Origin of the sequence: Zoogloea sp. 1C4 (genome assembly GCF_009469605.1) — a bacterium.
GTDB classification, from domain to species: Bacteria; Pseudomonadota; Gammaproteobacteria; order Burkholderiales; family Rhodocyclaceae; genus Zoogloea; species Zoogloea oryzae.
Genome location: NZ_SSXU01000007.1, coordinates 160,940 through 178,868, shown reverse-complemented (window position 1 = coordinate 178,868; position 17,929 = coordinate 160,940). Strand labels below are relative to the sequence as shown.

The 17,929-nt window shown below is 66.9% G+C and carries 20 protein-coding genes and 3 tRNA genes; 10 read left to right on the top strand and 13 right to left on the bottom strand.

Annotated features, from left to right (window positions below):
* Positions 1-94 precede the first annotated feature (94 nt).
* The 4 genes from GH681_RS11140 to GH681_RS11125 all read left to right on the top strand — a co-directional run bounded on the left by GH681_RS11140 (position 95) and on the right by GH681_RS11125 (position 3,078).
* Entirely contained in the window at positions 95-1,144 is a 1,050-nt protein-coding gene (locus GH681_RS11140) for a 2Fe-2S iron-sulfur cluster-binding protein (RefSeq protein WP_153161541.1), read from the top strand.
* A gap of 95 nt (positions 1,145-1,239) precedes the next feature.
* Positions 1,240-2,193, top strand: coding sequence for a phenylacetic acid degradation operon negative regulatory protein PaaX (gene paaX, locus GH681_RS11135; protein ID WP_153161540.1), 954 nt, complete (start codon positions 1,240-1,242; stop codon positions 2,191-2,193).
* Between the two features lie 88 nt (positions 2,194-2,281).
* Complete coding sequence (locus GH681_RS11130) at positions 2,282-2,617, top strand: antibiotic biosynthesis monooxygenase (RefSeq protein WP_153161539.1); 336 nt, start codon at positions 2,282-2,284, stop codon at positions 2,615-2,617.
* Complete coding sequence (locus tag GH681_RS11125; RefSeq protein WP_153161538.1) at positions 2,614-3,078, top strand: GNAT family N-acetyltransferase; 465 nt, start codon at positions 2,614-2,616, stop codon at positions 3,076-3,078. The genes GH681_RS11130 and GH681_RS11125 overlap by 4 nt, the downstream gene beginning before the upstream one ends.
* A 3-nt stretch (positions 3,079-3,081) precedes the next feature.
* Here GH681_RS11125 and paaY read toward each other — a convergent pair whose 3' ends face one another.
* Positions 3,082-3,699, bottom strand: a complete 618-nt coding sequence (gene paaY, locus GH681_RS11120) for a phenylacetic acid degradation protein PaaY (protein WP_153161537.1) — start codon at positions 3,697-3,699, stop codon at positions 3,082-3,084.
* 208 nt (positions 3,700-3,907) lie between these two features.
* Between paaY and GH681_RS11115 the strand changes: the two genes are divergently transcribed.
* The 6 genes from GH681_RS11115 (at position 3,908) to GH681_RS11090 (ending at position 10,217) form a co-directional block, all read left to right on the top strand.
* Positions 3,908-4,711 carry an IclR family transcriptional regulator gene (locus tag GH681_RS11115; protein ID WP_153161536.1) on the top strand — a complete coding sequence of 268 codons (804 nt, stop codon included), beginning with the start codon at positions 3,908-3,910 and terminating at the stop codon, positions 4,709-4,711.
* Positions 4,712-4,955: 244 nt separating this feature from the next.
* Positions 4,956-5,831 (top strand): branched-chain amino acid ABC transporter permease, encoded by an 876-nt coding sequence (locus tag GH681_RS11110; RefSeq protein ID WP_153161535.1) that lies wholly within the window; start codon positions 4,956-4,958, stop codon positions 5,829-5,831.
* Positions 5,832-5,833: 2 nt separating this feature from the next.
* Positions 5,834-6,766, top strand: coding sequence for a branched-chain amino acid ABC transporter permease (locus GH681_RS11105; protein ID WP_153161534.1), 933 nt, complete (start codon positions 5,834-5,836; stop codon positions 6,764-6,766).
* An 81-nt stretch (positions 6,767-6,847) separates the two neighbouring features.
* Positions 6,848-7,612, top strand: coding sequence for an ABC transporter ATP-binding protein (locus GH681_RS11100; RefSeq protein ID WP_153161533.1), 765 nt, complete (start codon positions 6,848-6,850; stop codon positions 7,610-7,612).
* Positions 7,613-7,626: 14 nt separating this feature from the next.
* Positions 7,627-8,934 (top strand): ATP-binding cassette domain-containing protein, encoded by a 1,308-nt coding sequence (locus GH681_RS24130; protein WP_153161532.1) that lies wholly within the window; start codon positions 7,627-7,629, stop codon positions 8,932-8,934.
* Positions 8,935-9,047: 113 nt separating this feature from the next.
* Entirely contained in the window at positions 9,048-10,217 is a 1,170-nt protein-coding gene (locus tag GH681_RS11090; protein ID WP_153161625.1) for an acyl-CoA dehydrogenase, read from the top strand.
* A gap of 61 nt (positions 10,218-10,278) precedes the next feature.
* Here GH681_RS11090 and GH681_RS11085 read toward each other — a convergent pair whose 3' ends face one another.
* The 12 genes from GH681_RS11085 to rnc form a co-directional block, all read right to left on the bottom strand.
* On the bottom strand, positions 10,279-10,497 hold the full coding sequence (locus tag GH681_RS11085; RefSeq protein WP_153161531.1) for a hypothetical protein: 219 nt from the start codon (positions 10,495-10,497) through the stop codon (positions 10,279-10,281).
* A 154-nt stretch (positions 10,498-10,651) separates the two neighbouring features.
* A tRNA-Gly gene (locus tag GH681_RS11080) sits at positions 10,652-10,727 on the bottom strand.
* 12 nt (positions 10,728-10,739) lie between these two features.
* Positions 10,740-10,813, bottom strand: a tRNA-Cys gene (locus GH681_RS11075).
* Between the two features lie 49 nt (positions 10,814-10,862).
* A tRNA-Gly gene (locus GH681_RS11070) sits at positions 10,863-10,938 on the bottom strand.
* A gap of 73 nt (positions 10,939-11,011) precedes the next feature.
* A complete protein-coding gene (gene pgsA, locus GH681_RS11065) occupies positions 11,012-11,584 on the bottom strand; it encodes a CDP-diacylglycerol--glycerol-3-phosphate 3-phosphatidyltransferase (protein WP_153161530.1) in 573 nt (190 codons plus the stop codon).
* 15 nt (positions 11,585-11,599) lie between these two features.
* Positions 11,600-13,396: an excinuclease ABC subunit UvrC gene (uvrC, locus tag GH681_RS11060; protein ID WP_153161529.1), complete on the bottom strand. Its 1,797-nt coding sequence runs from the start codon at positions 13,394-13,396 to the stop codon at positions 11,600-11,602.
* 12 nt (positions 13,397-13,408) lie between these two features.
* Positions 13,409-14,446 carry a beta-N-acetylhexosaminidase gene (gene nagZ, locus GH681_RS11055; RefSeq protein ID WP_228111873.1) on the bottom strand — a complete coding sequence of 346 codons (1,038 nt, stop codon included), beginning with the start codon at positions 14,444-14,446 and terminating at the stop codon, positions 13,409-13,411.
* A complete protein-coding gene (gene acpS / locus GH681_RS11050; protein ID WP_153161528.1) occupies positions 14,443-14,820 on the bottom strand; it encodes a holo-ACP synthase in 378 nt (125 codons plus the stop codon). Before acpS ends, nagZ begins: the two co-directional genes overlap by 4 nt.
* Positions 14,817-15,578: a pyridoxine 5'-phosphate synthase gene (locus tag GH681_RS11045; protein ID WP_153161527.1), complete on the bottom strand. Its 762-nt coding sequence runs from the start codon at positions 15,576-15,578 to the stop codon at positions 14,817-14,819. Before GH681_RS11045 ends, acpS begins: the two co-directional genes overlap by 4 nt.
* Positions 15,575-16,318: a DNA repair protein RecO gene (recO, locus tag GH681_RS11040; RefSeq protein ID WP_153161526.1), complete on the bottom strand. Its 744-nt coding sequence runs from the start codon at positions 16,316-16,318 to the stop codon at positions 15,575-15,577. The genes GH681_RS11045 and recO overlap by 4 nt, the downstream gene beginning before the upstream one ends.
* A 21-nt stretch (positions 16,319-16,339) precedes the next feature.
* Positions 16,340-17,254, bottom strand: coding sequence for a GTPase Era (era, locus tag GH681_RS11035; protein ID WP_153161525.1), 915 nt, complete (start codon positions 17,252-17,254; stop codon positions 16,340-16,342).
* On the bottom strand, positions 17,251-17,922 hold the full coding sequence (gene rnc, locus GH681_RS11030; RefSeq protein WP_153161524.1) for a ribonuclease III: 672 nt from the start codon (positions 17,920-17,922) through the stop codon (positions 17,251-17,253). The genes era and rnc overlap by 4 nt, the downstream gene beginning before the upstream one ends.
* Between the last annotated feature and the right edge of the window lie 7 nt (positions 17,923-17,929).

Sequence of the window (17,929 nt, the reverse complement as noted above, 5' to 3'; positions counted from 1 at the left end):
GAGGAGTCAGGAGGGAGGAGTAAGGAGACCGCCCCCTGACACCTCGCTACTAACTCCTCGCTCCTCACTCCTTACCCCTCACTGAGAAAAAACCATGTCCCGCATCATCATGCAACCCTCGGGCAAGTCGGTGGAATGCGCCTACGGCGACACCGTGCTGATGGCCCTCGAAAAGGCAGGCTACGCGCTGCCCAACAACTGTCGCGCCGGCGCCTGCGGCGAGTGCAAGGTGAAGGTCACCGCCGGTCAGTTCGACCAGGGCATGGTGCTCGACATGGCGCTGTCGCAGGAAGAACGCCGCCAGGGCTACGGCCTGATGTGCATGGCCAAGCCGATCTCCGACGAGCTGACCATCGAATGGGGCACCGAGGACGCCAAGCCCAAGCTCTTCCCGCCGCGGGAGGACGCCCTCTTCGTGGTCACCGACAAGCGCCCGCTGGCCGACCGGGTGGTCGAGCTGCGCCTGCGGCCGGTGGGTCAGCCGATCCGCTACTGGCCCGGCCAGTACGTCACCCTCGGGAACCCGCGCGCCGACATCCCGCCCCGCGCCTATTCCATCTCCAACGCCCCGCGTCCCGACGGCGAGCTGGTGCTGCAGGTGGCCCGCGCCGACGGCGGCACTACCAGCAACTGGGTTCACGACAAGCTCAACATCGGCGAGAGCGTCAAGCTCTCCGGCGCCTACGGCACCTTCATCGGCGACCCTGGCGTGGATACGCCCGTGCTGTGCCTCGCCGCCGGCACCGGCCTCGCGCCAATCCTGGCCCTCACCGAAGCCGCCCTGCGGCGCGGCTTCAGGAAGCCCGTCACCCTGCTCTTCTCGGCCCGCACCCAGGCCGACGTCTACAGCCAGGGCCTGATGGCCTGGTGGCGCACCAAGCACCGGGCCTTCGACTACAAGATCACCCTCACCCGCGAGGAGCGCGAAGGCCACCTGACCGGGCGCGTGGATGCGGTGCTGCCCGGGCTGTTCCCGGATCTGTCGAAGCACACCATCTTCGTCGCCGGCAGCCCGGAGTTCGTCGAGACCTGCGCAACGACGGTGAAAGCCCTCGGCGCAAAGACCGAGCACATCCACACCGAAGGCTTCTTCGCCCAGCAGCAGCCGGAAATCCCCGATGCGGCCCACCTGCTGAGCTTCTAGATTGCAAGGTGAAGGCGTGTCGCCTGTTCAGCACCGGGGGGAGCCGCTAAAATAGCAATCTTTGTGCCCATCCACGGGCAACACTCGGCCAGATCGTGCTCCCCCCAGCCCAGCAACGTCTCGAAGACTTCCGCCAGCAAGACCGCGTCCAGGCGGGCTCGCTCATCATCTCGGTCTTTGGGGATGCCGTGCTGCCGCGGGGCAGCCGCATCTGGCTGGGCAGCCTGATCGAACTGCTCGAACCCCTCGGGCTCAACGAGCGCCTGGTGCGCACCTCGGTGTTCCGGCTGGTGAAGGAAGAATGGCTGCGCACCGAGCCCTCCGGCCGGCGCACCGACTACCTGCTCACCCCGTCCGGCCAGCGCCGCTTCGAGGAAGCCTCCCGCCACATCTACGCCTCCAGCGCCCCCCTGTGGGACCGCCGCTGGCGGCTCATCGTCACCGTCGGCGAGCTCGCCCCGAAAGAGCGTGAAGGCCTGCGCCGGGCGCTGTTCTGGCAGGGTTTCGGGGTGCTCGGCGGCGACTGCTTCGTACATCCCAGCGCCGATCTCACCGCCGCCTTCGACGCCCTCCACGCCGAAGGGCTGTCGGGCATCCTCGGCCGGCTCAAACCGCTGCTGGCGGCCGATGCCCAGTTCGGCACCGCGGCCAACGATGTGGACATGGTCAATGGCGCGTGGAATCTCGAACGTCTCGCCGGCGTGTATGCCGATTTCGTCGACCGCTACCAGCCGGTGCTCGACCAGCTGCGCACCGACGCCAACAACGAGATCGACGACCAGAGCGCCTTCCTGCTGCGCATCCTGCTGATCCACGACTACCGGCGCCTGCTGCTGCGCGACCCGGAGCTCCCCGACGTGCTGCTGCCGTCCGACTGGCCCGGCCAGAAGGCACGCCTGCTGTGCAAGGAGCTCTACCGACGCCTGCTGGCCCCGTCCGAGCGCCACCTGGACGCCCACTTTCAGCTTGCCAGCGGCCAGACGCCGCCGGCCTCCCGACTCATCCACGAACGCTTCCGCGAAGACGACCCCCTGGCCGAACTGGCCTGATCCCACATCAGGCATCGCTTGCCCTTGTCCTCATGGGCAGAGGCGCGTCTAATACGCCGCTTTTTTCCGATTGAACCGGGAGCTGCGGATGTACACCTCCACCTTCGTTTTCAAGGCCGGGGCCTTCGACGACGCGTTCCACCGCCTCGACCAAGCGATCGCTGCTGCTCGCTCGATTCCCGGCTACCTGGGTGAAACCAGCTGGGAGAACCCCCAGTCTGGCCAGATCGCCAACGTGTATTACTGGGACAGCCTCGAAGCCCTCAAGGCCCTGGTTGACCACCCGCTGCACCGGGAAGCCAAGGCCCGCCAGGCCGATTGGCTCGACGGCTATCACGTCACCATCTCCCAGGTGCTGCGCACCTACGGCGACGGCAAGCTGGGGCCGATCCCCGGTGCTGCGTCCGAGGCCGTCCAGTCATGACGGCGCAGGCCGTGTCCATCCGCCTCGCCGGCACCGAAGATGCAGCGGCCATCGCGCCGCTGTTCGATGCCTACCGCCAGTTCTACGACCAGCCAGCCGACCCGGCCGGCGCCGGGCGCTTCGTGCTCGAGCGCCTCGCCCGGCAGGAGTCGGAAATCCTCATCGCCTGCGACGCGGATGGCTGGATCCTCGGCTTCTGTCAGCTCTACCCCACCTTCTGCTCGGTGGAGGCGAAGCCCATCTTCAGCCGCTACGATCTGTTCGTGCTGCCCGCCCACCGCCGCGCCGGCGTGGGCCGCTGTCTGCTGCAGGCGGCCGAGACGCTGGCCCGGCAGCGGGGCAAGGCGCGAATGGACCTCACCACCGCGCGCAGCAACCACGCCGCCCAGGCCCTGTACGAATCGCTCGGCTGGAAGCGGGATGACGTGTTCCTCGCCTATTCCCGCAGCCTCGGCGACTGATGCTCAGGCGTCCTTCTTCCTGAGCGCCACCAGCGGCACCACGTCCGGCATCTCGAAGCGCTTGCGGCCGGGTTCCATCTCGGTGAGCGGGTCAGTCTCGACCATCGTCGCCAGGCAGCGTCGGGTCAGATCCTGATACGTGCGCGTGCCGTCGGTCTTCCAGACGATCTCCTCGTCGGTGAGTTCGCGCAGCACCTTGGCCGGCATCCCAGCCACCAGCGAGCGCGGCGGAATCTCCACCCCGGCCTTCACGAAGGCCATCGCCGCCACGATGGACGCCTCGCCGATCACCGCGTTGTCCATGATCACCGCGTTCATCCCCACCAGCGCGTTGCGGCCGATGCGGCAGCCGTGCAGCACCGCCCCGTGGCCGATGTGGCCATCTTCCTCGATCACCGTGTCGGTGCCCGGAAAGCCGTGCATCACGCAGGTGTCCTGCACATTCACGCCCCGCTCCAGGATCAGCCGCCCGAAATCCCCACGCAGGCTGGCGCACGGGCCCACATAGCAGTCGGGGCCGACGATCACGTCACCGATCAACACGGCAGAAGGATGAACGTAAGCGGACGGATGGACGACGGGCACGATGCCGTCGATGGCGAAAACACGAAGCTGGGTCATGGCTGAATCTCCTGGTCTGCGGAAGAGTGTCGGGGACGCAGCGACGACGCCTTCGGGGTCACATGCGCCGCCAATCGCCAGCGCACAAGCCCCAACCAAGGCCTCCTCACTCCTCCCTCCTTACTCCTCACTTGGGAATTATGATTACTTTTTCTAAAATCAATTTACCATTACGTAACACGTTCAACCAACCACCGGATACAGAAACATGAGCGAAGAGCTGGAAGGAAAACACGGCGTCCAGTCCCTCGAAGTGGGCATGGGCATCCTCAAGGCGATGGTGTTCGGCAAGCGCTCGATGATGCTCAAGGACATCGCCGCCGCCGCCGACATGCCGCCTTCCAAGGCCCACCGCTACCTCGTCAGCCTGATCCGTAGCGGCCTCGTCGAGCAGGATCCGCTCACCTCGCGCTACAACCTCGGGCCCTTCGCGCTCAACATCGGCCTCGTCGCAATCGACCGGCTCGACCGCATCCGGCTCGGCCTCACGGCAATCTCCGAGCTGCGCGACGCCGTCAATGAAACCACCGCCCTGGCCGTGTGGGGCGATAACGGCCCGGTGATCGTGCGCTGGGAACGCCCGCGCCGGCCGATCACCGTCAACGTAGTCACCGGCACCACCCTCGGCCTGCTCAGCTCCGCCGTCGGCCGGGTGTTCGGCGCCTGGCTGCCGCCAGCCCAGACCAAGGCGATCCTCCGCCGCGAGCTCGACGCCCGCAAGAACCTGCCCCCCGGCGTCGAGACGCCGGAAGACGCCGAGGCCCTGCTGGCCGACGTGCGCAACCGAGGCGTGGCGGCCATCTCCGGCAACTACATGTTCCGCGGCGTCGAGGCGGTGGCCGCGCCCGTATTCAACTTCAAGAACGAACTCACCATGTCCATCGTGCTGGTGGGCGTCGAGGGCTCCATCGACATGAGCGCCGAGAGCCCGGTGATCGCCCGCCTCAAGGACGCCGCCCACTCCCTCTCCCAGCGCCTCGGCTCCACTCGCGAAGCCCCCGGCCCCCGCTGAACACTCCGTATTCGCCCGCCCCCGCATCGGCAGCCGGGGTGGGCATCGATCACGCCGATTTGATTTGATACACAAATTTAGCTTGACTAGCTTTTTTGTATCATTTCTAATAAACAGAACCGATTACAAAATATAGAATCTCGGCCGCCGAGCCACCCTGGTCCCCGGCGCCGGATCGGCCCACTCGATCGAGAGGAGACACGATGACTCATCGACCCCACCACGCACCGACGGGAGGTGCGTGATGCTCGCCCAGCTGCTTCAATTCCTGTTCTCCGGCCTCACCGTCGGCGCCACCTATGCGCTGGCGGCCCTCGGCTTCACGCTGATCTACAACGCCAGCAACGTGATCAACTTCGCCCAGGGCGAGTTCATCATGCTGGGCGGCATGCTGGCGGTGTTCTTCACCCAGGCCGGGCTGCCCCTGCCGGCGGCGCTGGCACTGGCGATCCTGGTGCCGGCGGTGGTCGGCATCCTCATCGAGAAGCTGGCCATCGAGCCCGTGAAGGGCGCCGAGACGGTGACCCTCATCATCATCACCATCGGCGCATCGCTGGTGATCCGCGGGCTGGTGCAGGTCTTCCTCGGCAAGAACACCCATAGCCTGCCGGCCTTCTCGGGCGATACGCCCATCGAGATCCTCGGCGCCACCCTGATGCCCCAGAGCCTGTGGGTGATGGGTGTCACCGCCATCGTGGTGGTGGTGCTGTGGTACTTCTTCAACCGCACCCTCACCGGCAAGGCGATGCTCGCCACCTCCTACAACCGCCTCGCGGCGGAGCTGGTCGGCATCAACACCAACGGCGTGCTGTTCATGAGCTTCGCCATGTCGGCGGCCCTGGGCGCGCTCGGCGGCATCCTGATCACCCCGATCACCCTCACCTCCTACGACGTTGGGATCATGCTGGGCCTCAAGGGCTTCGTCGCGGCGGTGCTGGGCGGGCTCGGCAACGGCCTGGGCGCGGTGGTGGGCGGCCTGCTGGTGGGCATCCTCGAAGCCATGGGCGCCGGCTATCTGTCGTCGGCCTACAAGGACCCGATCCCCTTCGTGCTGATCCTCTTCATCCTCTTCTTCATGCCGCGCGGCCTGTTCGGCGCGAAGGTGACCGACCGGGTGTGACCATGCAAAAACGCGCCTACTTCGGCCTCTACATCCTCATCGCAGTGCTGGCGGTGCTGCCCTTCGTGCTGCCCAACAGCTTCTATCTGGATCTGGCGATCCGCATGGCGATCAACGCGATCATCGTGCTCGGACTCAACCTGCTGATCGGCTTCGCCGGCCAGATCAGCTTGGGCCACGCCGGTTTCCTGGGCCTGGGCGCTTACGCCTCGGCGGTGCTGCCCACCCACTTCGGCTGGCACCCGGTGCTGGCGATGATCGCCGGCGCCGTCGCCACCGGCATCCTCGCCGCGCTGGTCGCCCGACCGATCTTCAAGCTGAAGGGCAACTACCTGGCGATGGCCACCCTGGGCCTCGGCATCATCATCAACATCGCGGTGCGCAACGAGGCCCAATGGACCGGCGGCCCCGACGGCATGCCGGTGCCCGCCTTCGGCCTGGCCGGCTTCGAGCTTTCCAGCGACAAGCAGTGGTACTGGGTGGTCGCCGCGCTGCTGGCGGTGAGCGTGTGGGCGTCCCTCAACCTCATCGACTCGCCCTTCGGCCGCGCCCTGCGTGCGCTGCACGGCTCCGAGGTCGCCTCCCGCGTGGTGGGCGTGGATGTGGTGCGCTACAAGGTCGCCATCTTCGTGATGTCCGCGGTGTTTGCCAGCCTGATGGGCAGCGTCACCGCCCATTACGTGGGCTTCGTCACCCCCAACCTGGCGGATTTCTTCCACTCGATCGAGCTCGTCACGATGGTCGTCATCGGCGGCATGGCCTCCGTGTATGGCTCGGTGATCGGCGCGGTGCTGCTCACCGCCCTGCCCCAGGCACTGGCCACCTTCGAAGGCTGGGAGACCGTCGCCTTCGGCGCCATCCTGATGATCTGCATGATCTTCCTGCCCAAGGGCCTGGTGCCCACGCTGGCCAGCAAGTTTGGAAAGGCTGAATAAAGATGCCCCCACGCTCTCTTCGTTCGCTGCCCCCCAAGGGGGCGCAGGCCTCCCTCGGGGCGGCCCTTCAGGAGTCCTGAGATGCCCGCCCTCCTCGACGTCTCCAACCTCTCCATCCACTTCGGCGGCGTGAAGGCCGTGCAGGATGTGAGCTTCTCCATCGACGCCGGCATCGTCTATTCGGTGATCGGCCCCAACGGCGCCGGCAAGACCACCCTGTTCAACCTCATCACCGGCGTCTACAAGCCCACCGCCGGCGAGATCCGCCTGGATGGCGAATCCATCGGCGGCAAGTCGCCGGACGAGCTGGCCCGCCGCGGCGTGGCGCGCACCTTCCAGAACCTCCAGATCTGCATGAACATGAGCGCCATCGAGAACGTGATGGTCGGCGCTCACCTGCGGCTGGACCGCAACCTCATCAAGGCCGCGCTGCGCCTGCCGGGCCTCACCCGCCGCGACGCCGAACTGCGCGAGGAAGCCTTCGAGCTGATGCGCTTCGTCGGCCTCGAGAAATACCGCGACGCCCGCGCCGATTCGATGCCCTACGGCGCCCTCAAGCGCCTCGAGATCGCCCGCGCGCTGGCCATGAAGCCGCGCCTGATCTTCCTCGACGAACCCGCCGCCGGCCTCAACCCCAAGGAGACCATCGAGGTGGACCACCTCGTCCGCAAGGTGGCCGACTCGGGCATCACCGTGGTGCTCGTCGAGCACGACATGAAGATGGTGATGAACCTCTCCGACCGCATCCTGGTGCTCGACTACGGCAAGAAGCTCGCCGAAGGCACCGGCGAGGAAGTGCGCCGCAACCCGGACGTGATCGCCGCCTACCTGGGCGCCCACGCGTGAATCGAGGAACCCCCATGGAAGCCCTCAGCATCATCAAGGACGAGCACCGCAATCTGTGGCGCATCGCCATCACCGTCGAGCAGGTCATCGCCGAAATGGAGCGCGACCGCAAGGTGGAGGAAGCCTTCCTCTCCTCGGTGCTCGACTACTTCGAACACTTCATGGACGGCTGCCACCACCGCAAGGAGGACGAGCACCTGTTCCGCGTGCTGCGCCAGCGCGCTGACGCCGCCGCCCCGCTCCTCGACCGCCTGCAGGCCGAGCACCGCAACGGCCCCCGAAACCTCCTCGCCCTGCGCCAGCAACTGGCCGACACCGTAGCCGGCCGCAGCACCATCGGCGGCCTGGCCGAAGCCTTCCGGCTCTACCTCAACGACCAGAAGGCTCACATCAAGAGGGAGGAGCGCGACATCTACGGCCTCGCCAGCGAGGTGCTCACCCCCGCCGACTGGGCCGAGATCGACGCCGCCTTCCTCGACAACGACGACCCGGTGTTCGGCAGCGCCGCCCGGGCCGAATTCCGCGAGCTGTTCCACAAGGTTGCCAGCCTCGCGCCAGTGTCGGTGGGCCTGGGCGCCAGCAGCGCCGGCGAGCTGCAATCCGCCGCCAGTCAGCCGGACGTGCTGCTGTCGGTGTCCAACCTCGAAAGCAGCTACGGCCGCATCAAGGCGCTCAAGGGCATCACCCTCGAAGTGCGACGCGGCGAAACCGTCGCCCTGGTGGGCGCCAACGGCGCCGGCAAGACCACCTTCCTGCGCAGCCTGTCGGGCGTGCAGCCCATGAGCGGGCGCATCGTCTTCGACGGCGAGGACATCTCCAAGCTGCGCGCCGACATGCGCATGCGCCGGGGCATCTGCCAGAGCCCGGAAGGCCGCCAGGTGTTCGGCCCGCTGTCCATCGAGGACAACCTGCGCCTGGGCGCCTACACCCAGCCCAGGACGCAGGTGGAAGGCGATCTGGAGAAGATCTACACCATGTTCCCGATCCTCAAGGAGAAGCGGAAGCTCCCCGCCGGCACGCTCTCCGGCGGGCAGCAGCAGATGCTCGCCATCGGCCGCGCGCTGATGGGCCGGCCCAAGCTGCTGCTGCTCGACGAACCCTCGATGGGCCTCGCCCCGCTGCTGGTGGAGGAAGTCTTCAACGTGGTGAAGGCCCTCAAGGCCCAGGGCATGTCGATCATCCTCGCCGAGCAGAACGCGTTCTCCGCGCTGGCGCTGGCCGACCGCGGCTACGTGCTCGAAACCGGCTCGGTCACCCTCACCGGCACCGGCCGCGAGCTGATCGAGGACGAGCAGGTGCGCGCCGCCTATCTGGGCATGTAGAAAACGCGCCTTCGGCAGCGCAGCGTGATTCCCCGGCCGGGCTGCGGCATCATCCGGAATGATGAATGCCTGCGCCCCGCCGGGCGTTCGCCCAACCCGACCAGGATGACCCGATGATCGACTTCAAATGGGATGACCCCCTCCTCCTCGACCAGCAACTGACCGCCGACGAACGCCAGATCCGCGACGCCGCCAACGCCTACTGCCAGGGCAAGCTCGCGCCCCGCGTGGTGGAAGCCTTCCGCCACGAGCACACGGATCTCGCAATCTTCCGCGAGATGGGCGAGCTGGGCCTGCTCGGCCCGACCATCCCCGAGCAATACGGCGGCGCCGGCCTCAGCTACGTGAGCTACGGCCTGATCGCCCGGGAAGTCGAACGTGTCGACTCCGGCTACCGCTCGATGATGAGCGTGCAGAGCTCGCTGGTGATGGTGCCGATCTTCGAATTCGGCACTGAGGCCACGCGGCAGAAATACCTCCCCGGCCTCGCCCGCGGCGAGCTGATCGGCTGCTTCGGCCTCACCGAACCCAACCACGGCTCCGACCCGGGCAGCATGATCACCCGCGCCCGCAAGGTGGACGGCGGCTACAGCCTCAGCGGCAGCAAGATGTGGATCACCAACAGCCCGGTGGCGGACGTGTTCGTGGTGTGGGCCAAGGACGACGCCGGCAAGATCCGCGGCTTCGTGCTGGAAAAAGGCTGGAAGGGCCTGTCAGCCCCGGCGATCCACGGCAAGGTCGGCCTGCGCGCCTCGATCACCGGCGAGATCGTGATGGACGAGGTGTTCTGCCCTGAGGAAAACGCCTTCCCGGACGTGCGCGGCCTGAAGGGCCCCTTCACGTGCCTCAACTCTGCCCGCTACGGCATCGCGTGGGGCGCGCTGGGGGCCGCGGAAGACTGCTGGCATCGCGCCCGCCAGTACGTGCTCGACCGCAAGCAGTTCGGCCGGCCGCTGGCTGCCAACCAGCTCATCCAGAAGAAGCTCGCTGACATGCAGACCGAGATCACCCTGGGCCTGCAGGGCTGCCTGCGGTTGGGGCGGATGAAGGACGAGGGGACGGACTCTGCCGAGATCACCTCGATCATGAAGCGCAACTCGTGCGGCAAGGCGCTGGACATTGCCCGCGTGGCACGGGACATGCTCGGCGGCAACGGGATCTCGGACGAGTTCGGGATCGTCCGCCACATGGTGAACCTGGAAGTGGTGAACACCTACGAAGGCACCCACGACATCCACGCCCTGATCCTAGGCCGCGCTCAGACGGGCATCGCCGCCTTCTGAAGCGCCCCGGCGGAGCGACGGCTGGCTGAGGCCAGCCGTTTTTGTTTGGAGCGCCGGAAGCTCAGCCGGCCGCCGCCGGAGCGGTGTCGCCGGCGTAGGGCCATTGCGCGAAATGCGCTTCAGCAACCGGCTCGGCCGGCACGCACACCCGCTGATCGGCACCGAAATCCGGCACGAACAGCAACCCCTGCCAGTCGTCGTCCAGAATGAAGGCTTCCACGTCCGACCCGAAGAGGCGGCGCAGGATCTGCCGGATGCCCGTTTCAAGAATTGATTGCATGCCTGTCCCCAATCGGCGGATGAGGTATCGCGCCGTTCGTGACGATTCTGGGCAGGCGAGATGACAGGCTGAAAACAGGCGTCTTGCAGACAGGCTACAGCGACAGGACAAAACAAAAACGGGGAAAACGATTCATCGTTTTCCCCGTCTGTTCTGGAGCGGCAGAAGAGTCTCGAACTCTCGACCTCAACCTTGGCAAGGTTGCGCTCTACCAACTGAGCTACTGCCGCTTTGTTCTAGCCTGGAGGCGCGAGCCGGAGTCGAACCGACCTACACGGATTTGCAATCCGGTGCATAACCGCTTTGCTATCGCGCCGTGTACCTCACAGAGAAGCATCCAAAAACTGCTTCCCTTCAAAATTTCTTGGAGCGGCAGAAGAGTCTCGAACTCTCGACCTCAACCTTGGCAAGGTTGCGCTCTACCAACTGAGCTACTGCCGCCCTGAAAGAGCCGCCATTATAGACACTGTAACTGCGGCGTCAAGCACTTTCGGAAGATTTTGTAGAGCCCGCCTTAGCGGCTGCGCTTGGCGAGCTCCGGCCACGCACAGCGCATGTAGTAGCCCATCGACCACAGGGTGAGCACCGCCGCCACGTAGATCAGCACGGTGCCCAGCCCGATGCTGTCGAAGCCCAGCACCGGGGCTTCGTAGAGCAACAGCGGGATCGCCGACATCTGGGCCGCCGTCTTGAGCTTGCCCACGAAGGCCACCGCCACGCTGCCGGCGGCGCCGACCTTGGCCATCCATTCGCGCAGCGCCGAGATGGTGATCTCGCGCCCGATGATGACCAGCGCGATCAGCGAATCGACCCGCCCCAGGTGCACCAGCACGATGAGCGCGGCGGCCACCATCAGCTTGTCGGCCACCGGATCGAGGAAGGCGCCGAAGGCCGAGGTCTGGCCCAGGGAGCGCGCCAGGTAGCCGTCGAACCAGTCGGTCACCGCGGCCACGATGAAGGTGAGCGTCGCCGCGAAGTTCTTGTCCTCAGGGGAGATCACGTTGTCCGGGAAGTAATAAATGCCGACGAAAAACGGGATCAGCGCAATGCGCGCCCAGGTGAGGGTATTGGGGATGTTAAGAGGCATGTCGGCGTTCGCTTGCTATCGCAAGGAAGTATATATCTGTTCGGCAAGATGCCGGTTGATGCCTTCCACGCGACACAGATCTTCGACCGTGGCGTTGCGCACACCATCGATGCCGCCGAAGGCCGCCAGCAGCTTGCGGCGACGGGTGGGGCCGACGCCGGCGATGTCTTCGAGGCGGGAGGTGTTGCGGGTCTTGGCGCGGCGGGCGCGGTGGCCGGTGATGGCGAAACGGTGGGCTTCGTCGCGGATTTCCTGGATCAGGTGCAGGGCCGGCGCGTCCGGGCGCAGATGCACCGGCTCTCGGCCGTCGGGGAAGACCAGCTCTTCGAGGCCCGGCTTGCGGCTCTCGCCCTTGGCCACGCCGAACATGGTGATGGATTCGAGCCCCAGCTCGGCGAGCACTTCCTTCGCCACGCCCATCTGGCCCTTGCCGCCGTCGATGAGGATCACGTCGGGCCGCACGCCCTCGCCCGCCGCCACCTTCTCGTAACGCCGGGTGAGCGCCTGACGCATCGCGGCGTAGTCGTCGCCAGCGGTGATGCCGGTGATGTTGTAGCGGCGGTACTCGGATTTCTTCATGGCCTTGCCGTCCCACACCACACAGGACGCCACGGTGGCCTCGCCCATGGTGTGGGAGATGTCGAAGCATTCGATGCGGCTGGGCACGTCGCCAAGGCCGATGGCGTCGCGCAGGGCTTCGAGGCGCTGTTCGCCCCGGCTGGACTCCTGCTCCCGCGCCAGCAGCGCGAGGCTGGCGTTGTTCTCGGCCATGCCGATCCAGGCGCGCTCGTTCTCGTAGCGGGCGGCGACGACCGTCACCTTGCCTTCGATGACTTCGTCCAGCGCCTCCTTCACCACGGCCGGATCGCCGTTGACGAGGATGCGCCCGGGCAGCGGATGATCGAGGTAGTGCTGCTCGACGAAGGCCACCAGCGCATCCAGCGGCGCGACGCCCTGGGCGTTGCTGGGGAACAGCGGCCGGTCGCCCAGGTGGCGTCCGCCGCGGATCATCGCCAGATTGACGCACACCATGCCGCCCCGCTCCAGCGCAGCGATCACGTCCACGTCCTCGTCCTTGGCGCTCTCGACAAACTGCTTGTGGAGCACCGCCTGCAGGTTGCGGATCTGGTCGCGATAGACGACCGCCTTCTCGAAGGCGAGCTCGTCGGACGCCGCCTGCATCCGCCGGGACAGATCATCCACCACGTCACCGTGGCGGCCGTTGAGGAACAGGCTGGCAAGACGCACGTCGCCTGCGTAGGCCTCCTTGTCGATCAGCCCCACGCACGGCCCGGTGCAGCGGTTGATCTGGTGCAGCAGGCAAGGCCGCGAGCGGTTGGAGAAGGTGGTGTCCTCGCAGGTGCGCAGGCGAAAGATCTTCTGCATCAGATGCAGGGTCTCCCGCACCGCCCAGCTGTTGGGGAAAGGCCCGAAGTAGCGCTCGCCCTTCCGGAAGCCACCGCGGTGGTAGTAGATCTGCGGAAACTCGCCGGCCGACAGCGCGATGTACGGGTACGACTTGTCGTCCCGGAAGAGGATGTTGTACTTGGGCCCGAGGCTCTTGATGAGGTTGTTTTCGAGGATCAGCGCCTCGGCCTCGGAGCGGGTCGCGGTGGTATCGACGCGCACCACCTGCCCCACCATGATCGCGATGCGCGGCGACAGCTGGGTGCGCTGGAAGTAGGACGACACCCGCCGCTTGAGGTTCTTGGCCTTGCCGACGTAGAGCACCGCGTCGCCCTCGCCGATCATCCGGTACACGCCGGGCTCCTCGGTGAGGGTGCGCAGGAAGGCCTTCGCGTCGAAGCTCATGGCGCGGGCGGATCAGGCCAGGGCGAGCACGCTGTCGCGGGCAGCCACGTAGGGCGCCCAGCCAGCCAGGGTTTCCGGATCAGCCGGCATCGTGCCGGGGCGCGGGCGCAGGGCGGCGACGCGGGCGGCGCTGTCGGCGCTCACCTCCGGGCGCCAGCGGTCGATGAGCTGCACTGCCAGATCGGGCCGGTTGCACACCAGCACCATGTCACAGCCGGCGCTGTGGGCGGCGCTGGCGCGGGCCACGATGTCACCCGCCACGCTGGCGCCTTCCATGGTCAGGTCGTCGGAGAAGATCACCCCGCCAAAACCGAGCCGGCCGCGCAGCACCTCCTGCAGCCAGAAGGGCGAGAAGCCCGCCGGGCGCGGATCGATGTTTTCGAAGATCACGTGGGCGGGCATCACGCCGCCCAGTTCCAACGCCAGGTTGCGGAAGGGCTGGATGTCGTCGGCCCACACCGCATCGAAGCTGCGGCCATCCATGGGAATCGCCACGTGGGAATCGGCCTCGACCGCGCCGTGACCAGGAAAATGCTTGCCCACCGCGCGCATGCCAGCGTCCGCCAGCCCGGCGATCACCGCCCGGGCGAGCTCGGTGGCGGCCTGGGGATCGCGGTGGAAGGCCCGATCGCCGATCACGCTGCTGACGCCGTAGTCCAGATCGAGCACCGGCGCGTAGCTGAGATCGACGCCATGGGCGCGCAGTTCGGCGGCCAGCACGAAGCCCGCGTGGCGTGCCGCGGCGGTGGCAGCGGCGGGATCGTCATTCCACACGGCGCCGAAGCGACGCATCGCCGGCAGACGGGTGAAACCGTCGCGGAAACGCTGGACGCGGCCGCCTTCGTGGTCGACGGAGATCACCAGCTCCGGCCGCACCGCGCGGATGGCGGCGGTGAGCGCGCGCAGCTGCTCGGGCTCGGCGTAGTTGCGGGCGAACAGGATCACCCCGCCCACCAGCGGGTGCTGCAGGATTTCGCGCTCTTCGGCGGTGACCTCGTGGGCGGCCACGTCGAGCATAATCGGGCCGGGCTGGGCGTGGGAAGGCTTCATGGTTTTTCGATGACGGCAAAGGCGACGACGTATTCGGCTTCGTCGGAAAGGCTCAGGTGGGCCGTGAGGCCCCGCTCGCGCATGTGGTCTGCGAGCGCAGGGGAATACTCGAACAGGGGCTTGCCCAGAGCATCGTGCCCAACCCGCACCGCGTGGAGCGTGGCCGGCACGGCGACCCCGGTGCCGAGCGCCTTGCCGAAGGCTTCCTTGGCGGCGAAGCGCTTGGCAAGGAGGCGCTCGGGGTGAGCGGCGGCCTCGAACGCCGGCATCTCGGTGGCATCCAGCACGCGCGCCGCAAAGCGCGCGCCGTGGCGCGTCAGGGCCTCGGCGATGCGCGCGACCCGGACGATGTCGGTGCCGATGCCGTGGATCACGCTTGACGGCCGAGGGCGGCGCCTTCGCGCATCAGGCGCTTCATCTCGCGCACCGCCTCACGCATGCCCGAGAACACCGAGCGGCTGACGATGGAGTGGCCGATGTGCAGCTCGCGGATGCCCGGCAGGCGCGCGATCGGCTGGACGTTGTAGTAGTTGAGCGCGTGGCCGGCGTTGAAGCGCAGGCCAAGGCCGCGGATCGCCTCGCCGGCGCGGGCGATCTTGTCGATCTCGGCCAGCACGGCGGGGCTTTCGGCGTCGCGCCCAGCGGCGTGGAAGGCGTGCGCGTAGGGGCCGGTGTGGATCTCGCAGACCTTGGCGCCGATGCGCGCGGCGGCTTCGACCTGGGCCGGCTCGGCGTCGATGAAGACGCTGACGATGATGCCGGCGTCAGCCAGGCGGGAGACCGCATCTTTCAGGCGCGATTCCTGGGACACGATGTCGAGGCCGCCTTCGGTGGTCACCTCGTGGCGGCCTTCGGGCACGAACATCGCCATCTCGGGCTTGATGCCGCAGGCGATGCCGACCATCTCGTCGGTGGCGGCCATCTCGAGGTTGAGCTTGATCTGGGTGAGGTCGCGCAGGCGGCGCACGTCCTCGTCCTGGATGTGGCGGCGGTCTTCGCGCAGGTGCACGGTGATGCCGTCGGCCCCGCCCAGGTGGGCTTCGACGGCCGCCCACACGGGGTCGGGTTCCCAGGTGCGACGGGCCTGGCGGAGGGTGGCCACGTGGTCGATGTTGACGCCGAGTTCGATCAAGAGAGGTCTCCGGGAAAGGCAAAGAGTTCGGTGAATACGCGGCGGGACTGGAGCTGCTGCCCGCCGAGGTAATGCTGGATGAGCCGGCGCATCAGGGCCTTGCTCTGGGCCAGGGTTTCCGGATCGCGGAAATCGCCGGCGGCCATGTCGAGCAGGGTCTTGCCGGTGACGGTGGCGAATTCGTCGCCGGCCGCATCGAAGCCCTCCAGCGAGATCGGACCGCGCTCGATTATATAGGCGTAGCGGGTATCGCCCCGGACCGGCGCGTCGTCCGCATCGGTTTCGAGGAGCAGGCCGTAGCCGAGTTCCTGCAGCAGGGCGAGCTCGAAGCGGCGCAGGACGACTTCCTGGGAATCCCCCGCCGCCAGCGCCCGCAGGGCTTCGCCGTAGGCGGCGTAAAGCCGGGGATGGGCGTCTTCGCGGGGCATGAGGCGCATGAGGAGTTCGTTGGCGTAATACGCGCAGAGCAGCGCCTGACCACCAAGCAGTGGCTGACCGCCCTGCCATTCGGCGCGTATCAGGGTCTTCATCTCGCCGCCGCCGCTCCAGTCGATGAACAGCGGCTGGAAGGCCATCAGCACACCACGCAGCTGCGAGGCCGGGCGCCGCGCGCCCTTGGCCACCAGGCCGACGCGGCCGTGATCGCGGCTGAACACCTCGACGATGAGGCTGGTCTCGCGATACGGGTAGCTGTGCAGCACGAAGCCCGGCTGCTGGTCGACGCGCTGCTTGGCGCTCACGGCAGGCTGCCCCGGGCCGGCTTATTCGTAGCCGAGGCTCTTGAGCGCGCGCTCGTCGTCGGCCCAGCCGCTCTTGACCTTCACCCACACCTCCAGGAAGACCTTGGATTCGAAGAGCTTCTCGAGCTCGACGCGGGCTTCGGACGCAATGCGCTTGAGGCGTTCGCCGCCCTTGCCGATCACCATCGCCTTGTGGGCGTCGCGGTCGACGATGATGGCGGCGTTGATGCGGCGCATGCCCGCTTCGGCCTCGAACTTCTCGATCTCGACGGTCATGCCGTAGGGCAGCTCCTCGCCGAGCTGGCGGAACAGCTTCTCGCGGAGGAATTCGGCCGCCAGGAAGCGTTCGCTACGGTCGGTGATGTCGTCCTCGCCGAAGATCCACTCGCCTTCGGGCAAGTAGGGCTCGGCGGCCTTCAGGAGCTGGGCGGTGTTGTGGCCCTTCTCGGCAGACACCGGCACGATCTCGGCGAAGGGATAGACCGCGCTCATCTTCTGGAGGAAGGGCAGCACCTTGGACTTGTCCTCGAGCATGTCCATCTTGTTGACCACCAGGATCACCTTGGCGCCCTCGGGCAGCAGCTTGACCACCTGCTCGTCGGCGGGGCCGAAGCGGCCGCTTTCGATCACGAAGAGCACCAGATCCACATCCGCCAGCACCTGGGTGACGGTGCGGTTCATCGCCCGGTTGAGGGCGTTCTTGTGACGGGTCTGGAAGCCCGGGGTGTCTACGAAGATGTACTGCGCCTGGCCTTCGGTCAGCACGCCGGTCACGCGGTGACGGGTGGTCTGGGCCTTGCGGGAGACGATGCTGATCTTCTGGCCGATGAGCCTATTCAGCAGCGTCGACTTGCCCACGTTGGGGCGGCCGACGATGGCGACGAAGCCGGTACGCATCGGCTGCCCGCCCGCGGCGGTGGTGTTGGATTCGGTCATTTCTGGGGTAGGAGTTCCAGCGCCCGCTGGGCGGACTGCTGTTCGGCAGCGCGGCGACTCACGCCGATGCCGCGGGTCTTGAGGCCAAGGCCGGCGATCTCGCACTCGACCTCGAATTCCTGCTGGTGGGCTTCGCCGCGGGTATCGGCGAGCGAGTATTTGGGCAGCGGCATCCGCCTGCCCTGCAGCCATTCCTGCAGCGCCGTCTTGGGATCTTTCAGGGCGCGGGCCGGATCGAGCGCAGCCAGGGATTTTTCGTAGAGGCGATCGACCACCCCTTTGGCTGCCTCGAAGCCGGCATCCAGAAACACCGCCGCGATGATGGCTTCGAGGGCGTCGGCGAGGATCGACGGGCGGCGATGACCGCCGCTCTTCAGTTCGCCCTCGCCCAGGCGCAGGTATTCGCCGAGCCTGAGCCCGTCGGCCAGCTTGTGCAGGGCTTCCTGGCGCACCAGGTTGGCCCGCAGGCGCGACATGTCGCCTTCGCGCAGGTTGTCGAAGCGCCCGAAAAGGGCGACGGCGGTCACGCAGTTGAGCACGCTGTCGCCGAGAAACTCGAGCCGCTCGTTGTTGGGCGATCCGAAGCTGCGATGGGTGACCGCCTGCTCCAGGAGCGCCGGCCGGGAAAAACGATGGCCGATGGCCTGCTGCAGGGCGTCCAACTTCATGGGGTGA